This window comes from Aureimonas jatrophae, assembly GCF_900104035.1.
Classification (GTDB): domain Bacteria; phylum Pseudomonadota; class Alphaproteobacteria; order Rhizobiales; family Rhizobiaceae; genus Aureimonas; species Aureimonas jatrophae.
In genome coordinates this window covers 598373-614889 of sequence record NZ_FNIT01000002.1, presented here as the reverse complement: position 1 = coordinate 614889, position 16517 = coordinate 598373, and the positions used below count along the sequence as shown (strand labels likewise).

Sequence of the window (16517 nt, the reverse complement as noted above, 5' to 3'; positions counted from 1 at the left end):
CGGGCGCGAACCATCCGGGAGGCAGGCATGAAGTTCTGGAAGCAGACGTTGTTCGCGGGCGCGGCCCTTCTGGTCGCCCTCGGATCGGCCAGCGCCGCCGACGTCAAGATCGGCTTCGTCGTGAAGCAGCCCGAGGAGCCGTGGTTCCAGGACGAGTGGCGCTTCGCGCAGCAGGCCGCCAAGGAGAAGGGCTTCACGCTCGTCGAGATCGGCGCCGAGGACGGTGAGAAGGTCCAGGCCGCGATCGACAATCTCGGTGCGCAAGGAGCGCAGGGCTTCATCATCTGCACGCCCGACGTCAAGCTCGGCCCCGGCATCGTCGCCAAGGCCGCCGCCAACGATCTGAAAGTGATGACGGTCGACGACCGGCTCGTCGACAACTCGGGCCAGCCGCTCGAGGACGTGCCCCACATGGGCATCTCGGCCACCAAGATCGGCGAGACGGTCGGTCAGGCGATCGCCGACGAGGCCAAGGCGCGCGGCTGGGACATGGCGAAGGTCGGCGCGATCAAGGTCTCCTACGACCAGCTCCCGACGGCGGTGGACCGAGTGGCGGGCGCGACCTCGGTGCTGGAGAAGAACGGACTACCCGCCGGCAACATCTTCAACGCCCCCCAGGCCAAGACCGACACCGAGGCCGCGCTGAACGCGGCGACGACGGTCGTCAACGCCCATCCCGAGATCCAGCACTGGGTCGCGGTGGGCCTCAACGACGAGGCGGTTCTGGGCGCGGTGCGCGCGACCGAGAGCGTCGGCATTCCGGCCGCCAACGTGATCGGGGTCGGCATCGGCGGCGCGGACTCGGCGATCAACGAGTTCAAGAAGCCGAGCGAGACGGGCTTCTTCGGGACCGTGATCATCAGCCCGAAGCGCCACGGCTACGAGACCGCCTCCAACATGTACGAGTGGATCGCCGACGGGAAGGAGCCCGAGAAGCTCATCCTGACCAGCGGCCAGCTCGCCAAGCGCGGCGACTACCAGGCCGTGCGCAAGGAGCTCGGCATCGAGTAGCGCCAAGCGATCCCGCGCGGCGGCGGACCCACGGGCCCGCCGTCTCCTTTCACCCGGGACGGACGGGCCGGATGTCTCTCGAGTTCAACGGGCTTTCCAAGTCCTATCCCGGCGTGCGCGCGCTGAAGGGCGTCGGCTTCTCGGTTCCCGCCGGTCACGTCCACGGCCTGATGGGCGAGAACGGCGCCGGCAAGTCGACGCTGATCCGCATCCTGTCGGGCGACACGCGCGCCGACGAGGGGCAGATTCGCATCGAGGGCGCGGAGCAGCGCTTCGGCTCGGCGCGCGACGCCTTCGATGCCGGCGTCGTCGTGGTGCACCAGGAGCTCCAGCTCGTTCCCAACCTGTCGGTCGCCGAGAACCTGAGGCTCGGCCGCACGCCCTCGCGCTTCGGCGTCGTTCGCTTCCGCACCCTGTTCGAGGAGGTCGCGCGCACGCTCCGCGAGATCGGCGTCGCGATCGACCCGGCTGCCAAGGTCTCCAGCCTCTCGATCGGCGAGCGGCAGATGGTGGAGATCGCGAAGGCCGTGATGATCGACGCGCGCGTGATCGCGCTCGACGAGCCGACCTCGTCGCTCTCCTCGCGCGAGAGCGAGATCCTGTTCCGCCTGATCGACCGGCTGCGCGCGGCCGGCAAGGTCATCCTCTACGTCTCGCACCGGCTCGACGAGATCTTCCGCCTCTGCGACGGCTGCACGGTGCTGCGCGACGGCGAGCTGGCCGCCCATCACGCGACCATGGAGGGCGTGACGCGCGAGCGCCTCGTGTCCGAGATGGTCGGGCGCGAGATCAGCGACATCTGGGGCTGGCGCCCCCGGCCCGCCGGAAAGGTCCGGCTGGGCGTCGAGGGCCTGTCGGGCGAGAAGCTGCCGGAGCCGCAGCGCTTCGAGGCGCGCGCCGGCGAGATCCTCGGCTTCTTCGGCCTGGTCGGTGCGGGGCGCTCGGAGCTGATGCGCCTCGTCTACGGTGCGGACACGGCCTCGGGCGGCACCGTCACCGTCGACGGCGCGCCCCTGCCCCTGTCCGATCCCCGCGCCTCGATCCGCGCGGGTCTCGTCCTGTGCCCCGAGGACCGCAAGGCCGACGGCATCGTGCAGGGACGCTCGGTGGCCGAGAACATCGCCATCTCCTCGCGCCGCCACCACTCGCCGCTCGGCATCGTAAGCCCCGCGCGCGAGGCCGAGACGGCGGACCGCTTCATCGCGAGCCTGCGCATCCGCACGCCCTCGCGCCGCCAGGACATCGTGAACCTGTCGGGCGGCAACCAGCAGAAGGTGATCCTCGCCCGCTGGCTGTCGGAGCCCGACGTGAAGGTGCTGATCGTCGACGAGCCTACGCGCGGCATCGACGTCGGCGCGAAGTCCGAGATCTACGAGATCCTTTACGCGCTGGCCGAGCGCGGCATCGCGGTGGTGGTCGTGTCGAGCGAGCTGCCCGAGGTGATCGGCATCTGCGACCGCGTCCTCGTCATGTGCGAGCGGCGCATCGCGGCCGAGTTCCAGCGCGGCGCCCTCACCGAAGCCGCGCTGCTGGCCGCCGCCCTGCCCGACCGCGACACGCCCCGCCAAGCCCAGACGAGCTGACCCATCATGACCACGACGATCAAACGCGTCCTTCTCGGCGAGCAGGGGCTGCTCGTCCTCTTCGTCCTCGCCTTCGCGCTCGTGTCGCTGACGGTTCCCAACTTCCTGACCGAGCGCAACATCCTCGGTCTGCTTCAGTCGGTGGTGACGATCGGCATCGTCGCCTGCACGATGATGTTCTGCCTCGCCTCGCGCGACTTCGACCTCTCGGTCGGCTCCATCGTCGCCTTCTCCGGCATGGTCGCAGTGATGGTCTCGAACGAGACGGGCTCGATCCCGCTCGGGCTCCTGGCCGCGCTCGCCGCCGGCGCCCTGGTCGGCCTCGTCAACGGCGTCGTGATCGCCAAGCTTCACATCAACGCGCTGATCACGACGCTCGCCACCATGCAGATCGTGCGCGGCCTAGCGCTGATCGCCTCGGACGGGCGGGCCGTCGGCATCAACGACCCCGCCTTCTACGCGCTGGCGCTGAGCCGCTTCCTGGGCGTCCCGACGCCGGTCTGGATCATGGCGATCCTGTTCGCGGTCTTCGCCTTCGTGCTCAACCGCACGGTGTTCGGGCGCAACACGCTCGCCATCGGCGGCAACCCCGAAGCCTCGCGGTTGGCGGGCGTCGACGTCGACTGGGGCCGCATCGGCATCTTCGCGCTGCAGGGCCTCGTCTGCGCGGTGGCGGGCATTCTCCTCGCCTCGCGCATCACCAGCGGTCAGCCCAACGCCGCGACGGGGCTGGAGCTCTCGGTGATCTCGGCCTGCGTGCTCGGCGGCGTGTCGCTGGCGGGCGGGCGCGCGACCATGAGCGGCGTGATCGTCGGCGTCCTGATCCTCGGCATCGCCGAGAACGTCATGAACCTCCTCAACATCCAGGCCTTCTACCAATACGTCGTGCGCGGCCTGATCCTCCTTCTGGCCGTGCTCCTCGACAACCTGCGCTCGCGCGCGCTCGGCCGGCGGTAGTCCACATGGGGACGCTCACGCTCGGTGCAGACGGGCTGGCGGCGCGTCTGTCGCCGCAAGGCGGCCGCGTCCTTTCGCTGGACTGGCACCGTGACGGACAGGCCGTTCCGCTTCTCCACCCCGATGAGCGGACCGGCCCCGGCACGCGCTCGACCTTCCCGCTCGTCCCCTTCGGCAATCGCCTTCCTGGCAACAGCTTCCGCTTCGGATCGCACGACTACACGTTCGCGCCCAACACCGAGGACCCGTCCTATCTCCACGGCGACGGATGGCTCGGCGCGTGGCAGGTCGAGGCGCTGGACGGCGCATGCGCCGAACTGGTCTTCCGGCACGACGGCTCGCCCTTTTGCTACGAGGCGCGCCAGAGCTTTCGCATCGCGGACGGCGCGTTTCACCTCGCGCTCGATGTGCGCAACACGAGCGAGCACCCGCTGCCCTTCGGCCTCGGCTGGCATCCCTTCTTTCCGCGCACGCCGGACACGCGGCTCGAGATGCGGGCGCAGGGCTTTCGCGAGGAGCGGTCCGGCCATCTGCCGGGCGATGCCGCCCCGCGGCCCGTCGACCTCGACTTCTCGGCCGCCGCGCCCTTGCCCGATCGCTGGGTCAACAACGGGCTCGAGGACTGGGACGGGCGGGCGCGCATCCTGTGGCCCGAGCGCGCGGCCGGCCTCGGTGTCGAGGCCGACCCGCTGTTTGCCCACGCTTTCCTGTTTCTCCCGGACCGGGCCCGCGCGCCGAACGCCGAGTGGTTCTGCGTGGAGCCCATGAGCCATCGCGCCGGTGCCCACCATCACGCCGACGGCGGCGGGCTCCTCACGCTCGCCCCCGGCGAAAGCCTGTCGGGCTCGATCCGCCTCTCGCCCTTCTCTCTGCCGCCGGGGAGCCCGAGCCGCCCATGAAGATCACCAAGCTTACGACCTTTATCGTTCCCCCGCGCTGGCTGTTCCTGAAGATCGAGACCGACGAGGGCATCACCGGCTGGGGCGAGCCGGTGGTGGAAGGGCGCGCGCTCACCACCGAGGCCGCCGTCCACGAGCTCGCCGACTATCTCGTCGGGCGCGACCCGATGCTGATCGAGGACCACTGGAACGTCCTCTACCGCGGCGGCTTCTATCGCGGCGGAGCGATCCACATGAGCGCTTTGGCCGGCATCGACCAGGCGCTCTGGGACATCAAGGGCAAGGCTCTCGGCCAGCCGGTCCACCAGCTTCTGGGCGGTCCGTGCCGCGACCGCATCAAGGTCTATTCCTGGGTCGGCGGCGACCGGCCGGCCGATGTCGCGCAGAACGCCCGCGAGGCGGTGGCGCGCGGCTTCAAGGCGCTGAAGATGAACGGCTGCGAGGAGCTCCAGATCGTCGACACGTTCGACAAGGTGGAGCGGGCGGTCGCGGCGGTCGCCGCCGTGCGCGAGGCGGTCGGCCCCCATATCGGCATCGGCGCGGACTTCCATGGCCGCGTCCACAAGCCGATGGCCAAGGTGCTGGCGCGCGAGCTCGAGCCCTACAGGCTGATGTTCATCGAGGAGCCGGTCCTGTCGGAGAACCGCGAGGCGCTGGCAGAGATCACCAAGCACTGCTCCGTGCCGATCGCGCTCGGCGAGCGGCTCTATTCGCGCTGGGACTTCAAGGGCGTGCTTCAGGACGGCTATGTCGACATCATCCAGCCCGACCTCAGCCATGCCGGCGGCATCACCGAGTGCCGCAAGATCGCGGCCATGGCCGAGGCCTACGACGTGGCGCTCGCGCCCCATTGCCCGCTCGGGCCGATCGCGCTCGCCGCCTGCCTCCAGATCGACGCCGTCAGCTACAACGCCTTCATCCAGGAACAGAGCCTCGGCATCCACTACAACCGGGGCAACGACCTCCTCGACTACGTCTCGAACCCGGAGGTCTTCGCCTACGAGGACGGCTTCGTCGCGATCCCGCAAGGTCCAGGCCTCGGCGTCGAGGTGAACGAGGAATACGTGGTACGGCGCGCGGCCGAGGGGCACCGCTGGCGCAACCCCGTCTGGCGTCATGCCGACGGTTCGTTCGCGGAGTGGTGATCGACATGGCGGGACGGCTTTCAGGCAAGCGCATCCTGGTGACGGGCGCTGCCCAAGGGATCGGCGCGGCGATCGCGACGGCCTTCGCGCGCGAGGGCGCGGCGCTCCTCCTCGTCGATCAGGACGAGGCGCTTCTCGCCGAGACCGCCACCGGGCTGCGGGCCGCCGGCGCCTCGCTCATCGACGTCGCGGCCGATATCACCGACGCGGACGCGATCAACCGGGCCGTGGACGAGGCGCGCGCGGCGATCGGCCCCCTCAACGCGCTCGTCAACAATGCCGGCATTAACGTCTTCGCCGAACCCCTCGCCTCCACCGACGCCGAATGGGACCGCTGCTTCGCGGTGAACCTCAAGGGCGCCTGGAACTGCTGCCGCGCCGTCCTGCCGGGCCTGATCGAGGCGGGCGGCGGCGCGATCCTCAACATTGCCTCGACGCACGCCTTCACGATCATCCCGCACACCTTCCCCTATCCGCTCGCCAAGCACGCGCTTCTGGGGATGACGAAGTCGCTCGGCCTCGAATATGCGGCACGCGGCGTGCGGGTGAACGCGCTCGCCCCCGGCTATGTCGCGACGCAGAAGGTTCTCGACTACTGGGCGTCCTTCGCCGACCCCGAGGCGGCCAGGGCGGCGACCCTCAGGCTGCATCCGGGCGGGCGCATCGCGACGCCGCAGGAGATCGCACTCGCCGCCGTGTTCATGATCTCCGACGAGTGCCCGTTCATGAACGCCACCTGCCTCACCGTCGACGGGGGTCTCAGCGTCCAGCAGCATCCCGCCTGACGTTGCGTCTTCCCGAGCGGAACGTCGTCTTAAGACTCCAGACGATACAATTCGTCGCGATTTTTGAAGACAAGCCGCCGGTCGGGACGACGTCATGAAACTCAGCATGAAGCTTATCGCCTGCGTCGGGGCGGGACTTGCGGTGACGCTGCTTCCGAGCGCCGCCTACCTGGCGAGCACCGCACGCGAGAACGCGGTGGCGAGCGCGCAGCGCACGATTCTCGGCGAGGCGACCAGCGCGGCCCGCGTCGTGGAGACCGAGCTGTATCAGTATGCCGGCGGCCTCGGCTCGGCCGCCATGCTGCTGGGCGAGCGTCACGCCGGCGGGGAGCTCGGCCGTCCCGAACTCCTCGCCTCGCTCAAGCGCAACCTCGAAGTTTTCCCGACTGCCTTCGGAAGCTGGTTCATCGAGAGCCCCAAGGCCTTCGACGGGCGCCAGGAGGACGTGCGCGACAACAAGGAACTCGGCGCCAACGCCAACGGCATCCTCGCCGCCTACTGGACGCGCGACAACGCCACGACCATGAGCTTCTCGACCTTCAAGGACGACTACCAGGCCGCGTGGTGGACGGCGTCCGCCAACTCCGGCAAGCTCGCCATCTCCCCGCCCTATGTCGAGAGCTCCACCGGACGCGGCGTCCTGATCTCGTCGCTTTCCGCGCCGCTCTCCTCGGCCGGCAAGATGATCGGCCTCATCGGGCTCGACGTCGATCTGGGTGGCCTGTCCTCGCGCCTCCTGGCGCTGAAGCCCTTCGACGTCGGCTCCGTCATGCTTCTGTCGGGCAAGGGCGACTGGATCAGCAACCCGGATGCCGGCCTTCGCGCCAAGCCCTATGGAGAGGGCCCGGGCCGTGCCGAGCTGCAGGCCGCCATCCAGTCCCGGACCGCCACCACCGCGCAAGGCTTGGTCGCCGCGGACGGGACGGTCTTCCAGCGCCTCTTCCTGCCCTTCGACATGGCCGCGCTGAACAGCAGCTGGATCATGGTCGTCGACGTACCGGAGGCGGCGATCGTCGGTCCGGCGGACCGGGAAGCCCTGACGATGTTCGCGGGCATCGCCGCCTGCCTCGTCGTGGTGGTGGCGCTTCTCGCCCTGTTCAGCCGGCGCGTGATCGCGCGGCCCTTGCGCAACGCCGTGGAGGCGGCGAACGCGATCAGCACGGGCGACCTGTCGCGCGAGATCGTGGCCAAGGGCGGCGACGAGGTGTCGGAGCTTCAGCGCGCCATGGCGTCGATGACCGCCAAGCTGCGCGAGATCGTGGCCGACGTGACCACCTCCGCCGATCTCGTGGCCTCGGGTGCCTCGCAGTCGGCCTTGACCGCCGAGCGCCTGTCGTCGGGCTCCACGGAGCAGGCGGCGGCCTCGGAACAGGCCTCCGCCGCGGTGGAGCAGATGACCGCCAACGTACGCCAGACGTCCGACAACGCGACCCAGACCGAGCGGATCGCCGGCGCGGCCTCGTTGAACGCCGAGCGTTCCGGCGAGGCCGTGGCGAAGTCGGTCGAGGCGATGCGCACAATCGCCGACAAGATCACGATCGTGCAGGAGATCGCCCGCCAGACCGACCTTCTCGCCCTGAACGCGGCGATCGAGGCGGCGCGGGCGGGTCCGCACGGCAAGGGGTTCGCCGTGGTGGCGAGCGAGGTGCGCAAGCTCGCCGAGCGCAGCCAGGCCGCGGCGAGCGAGATCGGCACCCTGTCCTCGCAGACGCTGCATGTGGCCGAAGAAGCCGGCGGACTTCTGCAGCAGCTCGTGCCCGACATCCGGCGCACGGCCGAGCTTGTGGCCGAGATCTCGGCGGCGTGCCGCGAGCAGTCGGTGGGCGCCGAGCAGATCAATCAGGCGATCCAGCAGCTCGATCAGGTGACGCAGGCCAATGCCGGCGCCGCCAACGAGATGTCGGCGACCGCCACGCAGCTCTCCGCCGAGGCGGCCCGCCTCACCGAGCGCGCGGGCTTCTTCCGGGTCGGAGCGACCGCTCGCGCCAAGCCCGTGCCGCAGGCAGCCGCGCGCGAAGCGACGGTCCGTGCGCTTCAGGACAAGGTCGCAGCCTTCGGCGAGCGGCACCGCCCGGCAGCACCGGCGCCCGCTCCGGCCGCGCCCGCCAAGGGCATTGCGCTGGACCTCGACGGGGACGGCGACTTCGAGCGGATGAGCGCCTGAGGCGGACGGGCCGGTCCGCCGCGCCCTAGTTCGCGGTCTCCCGCTCCCGCAGGAGACCTGACGCCATCAGGCGAAACGCCTCGTCGGCGCGCGGCAGGACGTCCCCAGGCTCCGGGCTCGCCGCGACCCAAAGCGCGGCGTTCAGCGCAGCGCCGTTCAGAAGCCGTGCGGCGGCCTCGACGTCGACCGGCCGCAACACCCCCTCCCCGACCAGCTTCGCCACGGCCTGCCGCGTCAGGTCGAGGCAGGTGTTCTGGCTCGGCCACTGCGAGGGATCGCCCAGAAAGGCCGGCCCGTCGAGCAGCACGATGCGCCGCACCTCGGGGTCGAGGGCCATGGCGATATAGGCCGACCCCTCCGCCAGAAGCGCCTGCCACGCATCGGGCGCCGAGACCGCCGCCTCGCGGGCCCGCGCGGCCATCTCGCCATCGATCTGGGCCACCACGGCGGCCAGCAGTCCGCGCTTGTCGCCGAAGTTGTGGTAGAGCGCGCCCCGCGTCAGCCCGGCGTCGGCCGTCAGCTCATCCATCGAGGCGGCGGCAAAGCCCCGCTCGCCGAAGGTCCGTCGCGCCGCCGCCAGAAGCCTGGCGCGGTTCGCTTCCATGGTTTCAGCACGCGGGCGCGGCGGCATGTCTTCGATCCCCATCGCATACGGACCGTATGTGAATTGACATACGGATCGTATCTGAGTAAATCACATACGTCCCGTATATCACAGTGCGGACCGATCAGAAGCACCGACGTCGCGTCGCCGCGATCCCGCCCGCACGCGACCGCTCGAAGGAGACTCCGTCATGACCCAGCGCAACGCGATCTTTCCGGCCGGCCGCCACGCTCTTTACGAAAAGCACGGCTACTCCGCCGCGATCCGCTCCGGCGATCTCCTGTTCGTCTCGGGCCAGGTCGGCAGCGGGATCGACGGCGAACCCGTCGTGGGCTTCGAGGCGCAGGTCGCACAGGCCTTTCGCAACCTCGAAGCGGTGCTCGCGGCCGCCGGCTGCAGCTTCGACGACGTGATCGACGTTTCGACCTTCCACACCGACCCGCAGACGCAGTTTCCGGCCATCATGGCCGCCAAGGGCAAGGCCTTCCCCCAGGCCCCCTACCCCACCTGGACCGCAGTCGGCGTGACCTGGCTGGCGGGCTTCGACTTCGAGATCAAGGTGATCGCCCGCATCCCCGCGACGAACTGAGCCGGGACGGCTTTTCGTCCTTACCTGAGGGCGGTCGTGTCGCACCGGGGCGGGCGGTCTTGACCGGGCCGCTCGCCGGGGTTCATCGATAGGCGGTCGCGTCCGGGAGCGGTATTCGCAAGACCTGGACGCGCGCGGTTCGGAGGGCGTCGCATGCGGGTCGTTGTCCTGGGCGCCGGCGTGATCGGCGTCACGTCGGCCTGGTATCTGTCGCGCGCGGGGCACGAGGTCGTGGTTCTCGACCGGCAGGACGGTCCCGCGCTGGAGACGAGCTTTGCCAACGCGGGCGAGGTGTCGTTCGGCTACTGCAGCCCATGGGCCGCGCCCGGCATCCCGCGCAAGGCGATCCAGTGGCTGATGATGGAGCATGCGCCGCTGGTCCTGCGGCCCAAGCTCGATCCGGCCATGCTGCGCTGGATGGCGCAGATGCTCCTCAACTGCACGGCCTCGGCCTATGCGCGCAACAAGAGCCGCATGCTGCGCCTGTCGGACTACAGCCGCCTGTGCCTCGCCGAGCTGCGACGCGACACCAACATCGTCTACGACCAGCGCATGAAGGGCACCCTTCAGCTCTTCCGCACGCAGGCGCAGCTCGACGCCTCGCTCAAGGACCAGAAGGCGCTTCGCGCCGACGGCATTCCCTTCGAAGTCCTCGACCGGGACGGCTGCATCCGCGCCGAGCCGGCGCTCGAACACACCAGCGCGACGTTCGTGGGCGGGCTCCAGACACCGCAGGACGAGACCGGCGACTGCTTCAAGTTCACCAACGCGCTGGCCGAGATGGCGCAGAACCGCGGCGTCGCCTTCCGCTGGGGGACGAGCGTGCGCCGCATCCGGGCCGAGAACGGGCGCGCGAGCGGCGTCGAGACCGAGACGGGCACGGTGGAGGCCGACGCGGTGGTGGCGGCCCTCGGTTCCCACTCGCCCCGGCTCGTCGCCGAGCACGGCGTGCGCCTGCCGGTCTACCCCGTGAAGGGCTACTCGCTGACGATCCCGATCGTGGACGAAGCGCGCGCGCCCGAGTCCACCGTGATGGACGAGACCTACAAGATCGCGATCACGCGGCTCGGCACGCGCATCCGCGTCGGGGGCATGGCGGAGATCTCGGGCTTCACCAACGACCGGCCCGAACGGCGGCGTCGCACGCTGGAGCATTCGGTCGGCGATCTGTTTCCGGGCGGCGATCTGTCCCGCGCCGCCTTCTGGTCGGGCCTTCGACCGATGACGCCGGACGGCACACCGGTGATTGGGGCGACGAAGCTCAAGGGCCTCTTCCTGAACACCGGCCACGGCACGCTCGGCTGGACCATGAGCTGCGGCTCGGGAAAGCTCCTGGCCGATCTCGTCTCGGCGCAGGCACCGGAGATCGACGCGCGCGATCTCGGCATGGCGCGCTACGCCCGCTGAAGTCGGGGCCGCGACCCGCGTCGCGGCCCCGCAGGCCTGCGCGTCAGAAGTCGAAGTTGTTGATGTCGGCCTTGGTGAAGACCTTCGGAGCGCCGAGCAGGATCTGGCTCTGATTGACGATCTGGAGGTCGCCGAGGCGGCCAGCCTTGAACGTCGTGTCGCCGGGCTTCAGCGTGCCGTCGGCCACCGCGCGCATCGCCATGCCCGCGGCGTAGCCGAGGTCCACCGTCGACCACAGGATGGTGGACTTGATGCAGCCGCCGTTGACGTAGGGCTTCATGGCGTTGGGTAGCGCCAGGCCCACGACCGAGACCTTGCCGCACAGATTGTTCTGCTGCACGGCTTCGGAGGCCGCCGGCGTCGCGACCGAGGTCATGCCGAGGATGCCCTTCAGCTCGTCGCCGTACTTGTTGATCAGGGTCTGGGACTGGTTGAAGGACAGGATGTTGTCCTCCTGCGCCTCGACCGTCTCCAGGAACTTCAGCTTGGGGTGGCACTTGGCGGCATAGCCGCTCATCTCCGAAATCCAGCGCGACTGGTTGGGCGTCGTGAAGGTGGAGGTGACGATGGCGAACGAGCCCTCCTCGCCGATCTCGGAGGCGAGCTGGTCGATCATCGCCTTGGCGACGCCGTTCGGCTCGGCCTGGTTGACGAACCACTGGCGGGCGTCGGGTTCGGCTTCCGCATCGTAGCCGACGACGTTGATGCCCGCTTCCAGCGCGCGCTTCAGCACCGGGGCGATCGCCACCGGGTCGTTGGCGGCAAACAGGATGCCGTCGACGCCGGACGTGATGTAGTTGTCGATGAAGGTGATCTGCTCGTCGATATTGGCCTTGGTCGGACCGTCGGTCGTGACGGTCATGGAGCCGATCTCCTTGGCCGCTTCCTGGATGCCGGCCGCGGTGGAGGCGAAGTAGCCGACGCCGACGAGCTTCGGGATGTCGACGACGCGCAGCGGCTTGCCCTTGCGGTCGGGCGCGTTGGTCGGCATGCCGCCGTTGTATTCGCCGGGCGAGACGGCCGCGACGGATGCGTCGCAGCTCAGCGGGTTGGCGGGCTGGTCGTCACCCCCTGTCCAGGCGGTCTGCGCCATGGCGGGTGCGGTGAGAAGGCTGGTTCCGACGAGGAATGCCAGAAGGGTGCGCATGCGGTTGTTTCCTCCCTGTTGATATGGATGGCTTCGGGCGGGCGGCCCCTTCCCAGGCCGCGCCCCGTCCTCAGTCGCTGGCGTAGCGGCTGAGGAAGTTCGAGATCAGCACGGCGGCGATCAGAACCGCGCCGATGATGACGATGGTGCCGTCGCCGCGCACGCCCGACAAGGCGAGGCCGTTCTTGAGCACCTGGACGAGACAGAGGCCGAGCAACGTGCCCACCACGAGGCCGCGCCCGCCGAAGATCGACGTGCCGCCGAGCACCACCGCCGTGATGACGTCGAGCTCGATCCCCGACCCCATGTCGGAGCGCGTGGTCGACACGCGGCTGACGAAGACGAGGGCAGCCAGCGCCGACACGAAGCCCGACGCCGAGTAGATCAGGAGCTTGGTGCGCGTGACGTCGATGCCGGAGAATTCAGCGCCCCGCTCGTTGTTGCCGATGGCGTAGGTCGCCCGGCCGAAGGCCGTGAAGCGCAGGACGAAGAAGCCGACGAGCGCGGCGACGAGAAGCAGCCAGAGCTGGGTCGGAATGCCGAGGACGCTGCCCTGCCCCAGCACGAAGAACCACGAAGGATAGCCGCGGATGGACTGCGCCTGGCTGATGCCCTCGGCCAAGCCCCGGTAGAGCGCGAGCGTCGCCAGGGTCGCGATCAGCGGCGGCACGCGAAAGCGCGTGATGATGACCCCGTTCACGAAGCCCGCCAGCGTTCCCACGACGAGGGACAGCCCCATGGCGAGCGGCAGCGGCAGGCCGAGCGTCTTCCAGAACACGCCCACCAGGATCGCGCACAGGCCGAGGATGGAGCCGACCGACAGGTCGATGCCGCCTGTCACGATGACGAAGGTCATCACCACCGCGATGAGCCCGACCTCGGTCATCAGCCGGCCTTGGTTCAAGAGGTTGGCGCCGGTGAAGAAGCGGTCGTTGTTGAAGGCGAGGATCGCGAGCGCGACCGCGAGGATGAGGGCGAGGAGCGTCTCGTGTCGCAGCATGGAGCGCAGGGTCATGGATCAGCTCCCCTTCAACCGGTGCGCCCGCGCCGCGCCATGTCGATCAGCACGGTGGCGAGGATCAGGATGCCCTGGACGGCGCGCAGCCAGTAGGCCGACACGTTGAGGAAGATCAGCGCCGAGCCGATCGCGGCGAACAGGATCGCGGCGAGCGCCGCGCCCGTCACGGTTCCGATGCCGCCCAGGATCGACACGCCGCCGACCACGGCCGCCGTGATGATCAGGAGCTCCAGCCCGTTCGGCACGGTGGACTGGATGACCTGGAGCTGCGTGGCGAAGAGGATGGCCGCGACGCCCGCGATGAGGCCGTGGATCGCGAAGACCTTCACGATCGTCCGCTTGTAGGGGATGCCCTCGGCCTCGGCCGCCTCGCCGTTGCCGCCCACCGCGTAGATCGAGCGCCCGAAGGCGGTGTTGCGCAGGAGAAAGGCGGCGATCGCCGTCATCACCACCATGAACCACACCGGCGAGGGCACGCCGAGAAGGCGGAACTGGGCAAGCTGGAACTCGGGCGGCAGGCCGGAGATCCAGGCGCCGCCGGTCGCCGTGATCAGGCCGCCGCGCAGGATCGAGAGAACGGCGAGCGTCGCGATGATCGAGGGAACCTTGAGATAGGCGATCAGCGCGCCGAGCCCGGCGTTCCAGAGCCCACCGATCAGCACCGGCAGAAGCCAGGCGACCCAGACCGGGTAGCCGTTGGTGACGAGCAGCCCCGAGATCGTGGCCAGCACGCCGATCAGCGCACCAACCGAGACGTCGATATGGCCGGAGATGATGACCATCGACATGCCGATCGCGGCCACCGCGACATAGGCGTTGCCGACGAAGATCGAAGTCAGGTTGTTGGGCGCGACGAAGCGCGGGTTGAGCCAACCGACCACGAGGAAGATCGCCAGGATCGCGAAGAGGAGCAGAAGTTCCTGTCCCGAGCCCGACAGGCGGCGCGCGAGCGTGGGCCCTCTCATGCCGCGTGCCCCGTCATCATGGCGGCGCCCACCGTCTCGGGCGTCGCCTCGGCCCGGTCGAGGACGGTCGAGACGCGCCCCCCGTTCATCACGAGCACGCGGTCGCTCATGCCGAGCACCTCGGGCAGCTCGCTCGATATCATGACGATGGCGAGCCCCTGGGCCGCGAGCTGGTTCATGAGCTTGTGGATCTCGGTCTTGGCGCCCACGTCCACGCCGCGCGTCGGCTCATCGAGAATCAGGATGCGCGGGTCGGTCGCCAGCCATTTGGCGATCACGACCTTCTGCTGGTTGCCGCCCGACAGCTGGGCGACGATCTGGCCGGGCCCGCGGGCGCGGATCGCGAAGCGGCGGATGGCGTCCTCGGCCAGTTCGCGCTCACGCGCCGTGTCCACGACGCTGCGCCGCGTGAGCCGGCCGAGGATCGCCATGGACACGTTCTCGCGGATCGATTGCGGGCGCACCAAGCCATGCTGAGCCCGATCCTCGGGCACGTAGGCGATGCGATGGTCGATCGCCTCGCGCACGCTGCCGACCGTGACAGGCTTGCCGTCGATCCGGATCTCGCCCGCGGTCGGAGGCGTCACGCCGAAGATCGTCTGCGCCAGCTCGGTGCGGCCCGAGCCGACGAGCCCGGCGATGCCGAGGATCTCGCTCGCCCGGACGCTGAACGAGACGTCGCGCACCTTGGCGCCGTGGGTCAGCCCGCGCACTTCGAGAACGGTATCGCCGACCGGCACCACCTCCTTGGGGAAGAGCTGGTCGATGTCGCGCCCGACCATCATCGACACGAGGCTCGCCTCGCTCACCTCGGCCGTCGGGCGCGTGTCGATGGTGCGCCCGTCTCGCAGCACCGTGACGCGATCCGAGATCTCGAAGATCTCGTTCATGCGGTGGCTGACATAGACGATGCCGACGCCTTGCGCGCGCAACGAGCGCACGACGTCGAGGAGGCGGCGCACGTCGGCCTCGGCGAGGGCTGCGGTCGGCTCGTCCATGATCAGGACGCGCGCGTCGCGCGACAGGGCACGCGCGATCTCGACGCGCTGCCGGTTGGCGACCGACAGGCGCGACACCGTCTCGTCGACGTCGAGGTCGGGGCAGTCGAGCCGGTCGAGAAGGGCTCTGGCGCGCCGCCGCATCTCGCTCCAGTCGAGAAGGTCGCCGGCGCGGCGCGGCGCATGGCCGAGAAAGATGTTCTCGGCCACCGTCATGGCGGGAAAGAGCAGGAGCTCCTGATGCACCACGGCGATGCCGGCCGTCTTGGCGTCGGCGGGGCTGGCGAGGCGCGTGGCCGTACCGTCGATCTCCACCGTGCCGCGGTTGGGCTGATGGGCGCCCGACATGATGCGGATCATCGTCGACTTGCCGGCGCCGTTCTCGCCCATCAAGGCATGAACCTCGCCGGGATAGAGGTCGAACTCGACGCCCTTGAGAACCGAGACGGGGCCGAAGGACTTCTCGATGCCCCGCAACGCGACCGAGGGGACGCGCTCAGACGGCAAGGAAGCCTCCGTCGATCGGCAGCGTCGTGCCCGCGATCATGGCGGCCGCATCGCTCAGAAGGAACAGGATCACCTCCGCGACATCAGCCGTCTCGGCGAAGCGGCCGACCGGCGTGCGGGCGAGCATCGGGCCGCCCTTCTCGGGCGCCTCCCAGGCGACGCGGGCGAGGTCGGTGAGCGTGATGCCGGGGGCGACCGAGTTGACGCGGATGCCGTGGGGTCCGAGCTCGTTCGCCATGACGCGCGTCAGCCCGTCCATCGCCCCCTTCGAGGCGCAGTAGGCGGCATGGTCGCGAAAGCCGAGAAACGACGAGATCGAGGAGACGTTGACGATGGCGCCCGGCTGACCGCGCCGCACGAGGTCGCGCGCGAAGACCTGCGAGACGATCGCCGCGGCGCGCACGTTCACGGCCTGGACGCGGTCGAAGCTCTCGTCGTTCATCTCGAGGAAGGGCTCGAGGATGTTGATGCCCGCGCAGTTGACGAGAAGATCGGCCGGCAGCGCCTCGCCCGCCGCGGCGCGCGTCGCGGCGGCATCGGCGAGGTCCACCGCGATGCCGCGTGCCCCGACCGCCTGCTCCAGCGCGGCAAGGTCCTCGGCCGAGCGCGACAGGGCGACGACGCGCGCCCCACGCTCAGCCAGAAGCTCGGCGGTGCGCCGGCCGATGCCCTTGCCCGCGCCCGTGACGATCGCGGTCCTGCCCTCGAAACTCATGCCATGCTCCTCCCTCGGTCGCT

At 69.5% G+C, this 16517-nt stretch carries 15 protein-coding genes; 9 read left to right on the top strand and 6 right to left on the bottom strand.

The window, feature by feature from the left end:
• Positions 1-27: 27 nt before the first annotated feature.
• The 7 genes from BLQ76_RS07285 to BLQ76_RS07255 all read left to right on the top strand — a co-directional run bounded on the left by BLQ76_RS07285 (position 28) and on the right by BLQ76_RS07255 (position 8544).
• Complete coding sequence (locus BLQ76_RS07285) at positions 28-1011, top strand: arabinose ABC transporter substrate-binding protein (protein WP_090671058.1); 984 nt, start codon at positions 28-30, stop codon at positions 1009-1011.
• Positions 1012-1082: 71 nt separating this feature from the next.
• A complete protein-coding gene (gene araG, locus BLQ76_RS07280; RefSeq protein ID WP_090671055.1) occupies positions 1083-2594 on the top strand; it encodes an L-arabinose ABC transporter ATP-binding protein AraG in 1512 nt (503 codons plus the stop codon).
• Between the two features lie 6 nt (positions 2595-2600).
• The gene (gene araH / locus BLQ76_RS07275) at positions 2601-3551 is read left to right on the top strand and encodes an L-arabinose ABC transporter permease AraH (protein ID WP_090671052.1); all 951 of its coding nucleotides are present in this window, start codon (positions 2601-2603) and stop codon (positions 3549-3551) included.
• A 5-nt stretch (positions 3552-3556) separates the two neighbouring features.
• On the top strand, positions 3557-4450 hold the full coding sequence (locus tag BLQ76_RS07270) for an aldose 1-epimerase (protein WP_090671049.1): 894 nt from the start codon (positions 3557-3559) through the stop codon (positions 4448-4450).
• Positions 4447-5595 carry a galactonate dehydratase gene (gene dgoD / locus BLQ76_RS07265; protein ID WP_090671046.1) on the top strand — a complete coding sequence of 383 codons (1149 nt, stop codon included), beginning with the start codon at positions 4447-4449 and terminating at the stop codon, positions 5593-5595. The genes BLQ76_RS07270 and dgoD overlap by 4 nt, the downstream gene beginning before the upstream one ends.
• A gap of 5 nt (positions 5596-5600) precedes the next feature.
• On the top strand, positions 5601-6380 hold the full coding sequence (locus tag BLQ76_RS07260; protein WP_090671446.1) for an SDR family oxidoreductase: 780 nt from the start codon (positions 5601-5603) through the stop codon (positions 6378-6380).
• A 106-nt stretch (positions 6381-6486) separates the two neighbouring features.
• Complete coding sequence (locus tag BLQ76_RS07255) at positions 6487-8544, top strand: methyl-accepting chemotaxis protein (RefSeq protein WP_244519510.1); 2058 nt, start codon at positions 6487-6489, stop codon at positions 8542-8544.
• Between the two features lie 25 nt (positions 8545-8569).
• On the opposite strand, the gene BLQ76_RS07250 is transcribed toward BLQ76_RS07255, so the two are convergent.
• The gene (locus BLQ76_RS07250; protein WP_244519509.1) at positions 8570-9175 is read right to left on the bottom strand and encodes a TetR/AcrR family transcriptional regulator; all 606 of its coding nucleotides are present in this window, start codon (positions 9173-9175) and stop codon (positions 8570-8572) included.
• A gap of 163 nt (positions 9176-9338) precedes the next feature.
• Here BLQ76_RS07250 and BLQ76_RS07245 point away from each other — a divergent pair, with 163 nt between their 5' ends.
• The gene (locus BLQ76_RS07245) at positions 9339-9737 is read left to right on the top strand and encodes a RidA family protein (protein ID WP_090671043.1); all 399 of its coding nucleotides are present in this window, start codon (positions 9339-9341) and stop codon (positions 9735-9737) included.
• 153 nt (positions 9738-9890) lie between these two features.
• Positions 9891-11144 carry a D-amino acid dehydrogenase gene (locus BLQ76_RS07240; protein ID WP_090671040.1) on the top strand — a complete coding sequence of 418 codons (1254 nt, stop codon included), beginning with the start codon at positions 9891-9893 and terminating at the stop codon, positions 11142-11144.
• Positions 11145-11187: 43 nt separating this feature from the next.
• Here BLQ76_RS07240 and BLQ76_RS07235 read toward each other — a convergent pair whose 3' ends face one another.
• The 5 genes from BLQ76_RS07235 to BLQ76_RS07215 all read right to left on the bottom strand — a co-directional run bounded on the left by BLQ76_RS07235 (position 11188) and on the right by BLQ76_RS07215 (position 16494).
• Positions 11188-12291: an autoinducer 2 ABC transporter substrate-binding protein gene (locus tag BLQ76_RS07235; RefSeq protein WP_090671037.1), complete on the bottom strand. Its 1104-nt coding sequence runs from the start codon at positions 12289-12291 to the stop codon at positions 11188-11190.
• 70 nt (positions 12292-12361) lie between these two features.
• A complete protein-coding gene (locus BLQ76_RS07230; RefSeq protein WP_090671032.1) occupies positions 12362-13306 on the bottom strand; it encodes an ABC transporter permease in 945 nt (314 codons plus the stop codon).
• A gap of 14 nt (positions 13307-13320) precedes the next feature.
• Positions 13321-14274, bottom strand: coding sequence for an ABC transporter permease (locus BLQ76_RS07225; RefSeq protein WP_090671028.1), 954 nt, complete (start codon positions 14272-14274; stop codon positions 13321-13323).
• Positions 14271-15779, bottom strand: coding sequence for a sugar ABC transporter ATP-binding protein (locus BLQ76_RS07220; RefSeq protein ID WP_090671025.1), 1509 nt, complete (start codon positions 15777-15779; stop codon positions 14271-14273). Before BLQ76_RS07220 ends, BLQ76_RS07225 begins: the two co-directional genes overlap by 4 nt.
• A complete protein-coding gene (locus tag BLQ76_RS07215) occupies positions 15769-16494 on the bottom strand; it encodes an SDR family oxidoreductase (RefSeq protein WP_090671023.1) in 726 nt (241 codons plus the stop codon). The genes BLQ76_RS07220 and BLQ76_RS07215 overlap by 11 nt, the downstream gene beginning before the upstream one ends.
• Between the last annotated feature and the right edge of the window lie 23 nt (positions 16495-16517).

Bases quoted from the DNA above. Each gene is read 5' to 3' on its own strand.
- araH (WP_090671052.1), top strand. From the start codon at position 2,601: ATGACCACGACGATCAAACGCGTCCTTCTCGGCGAGCAGGGGCTGCTC.
- araG (WP_090671055.1), top strand. From the start codon at position 1,083: ATGTCTCTCGAGTTCAACGGGCTTTCCAAGTCCTATCCCGGCGTGCGC.
- BLQ76_RS07215 (WP_090671023.1), bottom strand. From the start codon at position 16,494: ATGAGTTTCGAGGGCAGGACCGCGATCGTCACGGGCGCGGGCAAGGGC.
- BLQ76_RS07230 (WP_090671032.1), bottom strand. From the start codon at position 13,306: ATGACCCTGCGCTCCATGCTGCGACACGAGACGCTCCTCGCCCTCATC.
- BLQ76_RS07270 (WP_090671049.1), top strand. From the start codon at position 3,557: ATGGGGACGCTCACGCTCGGTGCAGACGGGCTGGCGGCGCGTCTGTCG.
- BLQ76_RS07250 (WP_244519509.1), bottom strand. From the start codon at position 9,175: ATGCCGCCGCGCCCGCGTGCTGAAACCATGGAAGCGAACCGCGCCAGG.
- BLQ76_RS07255 (WP_244519510.1), top strand. From the start codon at position 6,487: ATGAAGCTTATCGCCTGCGTCGGGGCGGGACTTGCGGTGACGCTGCTT.
- dgoD (WP_090671046.1), top strand. From the start codon at position 4,447: ATGAAGATCACCAAGCTTACGACCTTTATCGTTCCCCCGCGCTGGCTG.
- BLQ76_RS07225 (WP_090671028.1), bottom strand. From the start codon at position 14,274: ATGAGAGGGCCCACGCTCGCGCGCCGCCTGTCGGGCTCGGGACAGGAA.
- BLQ76_RS07235 (WP_090671037.1), bottom strand. From the start codon at position 12,291: ATGCGCACCCTTCTGGCATTCCTCGTCGGAACCAGCCTTCTCACCGCA.
- BLQ76_RS07260 (WP_090671446.1), top strand. From the start codon at position 5,601: ATGGCGGGACGGCTTTCAGGCAAGCGCATCCTGGTGACGGGCGCTGCC.
- BLQ76_RS07240 (WP_090671040.1), top strand. From the start codon at position 9,891: ATGCGGGTCGTTGTCCTGGGCGCCGGCGTGATCGGCGTCACGTCGGCC.
- BLQ76_RS07245 (WP_090671043.1), top strand. From the start codon at position 9,339: ATGACCCAGCGCAACGCGATCTTTCCGGCCGGCCGCCACGCTCTTTAC.
- BLQ76_RS07285 (WP_090671058.1), top strand. From the start codon at position 28: ATGAAGTTCTGGAAGCAGACGTTGTTCGCGGGCGCGGCCCTTCTGGTC.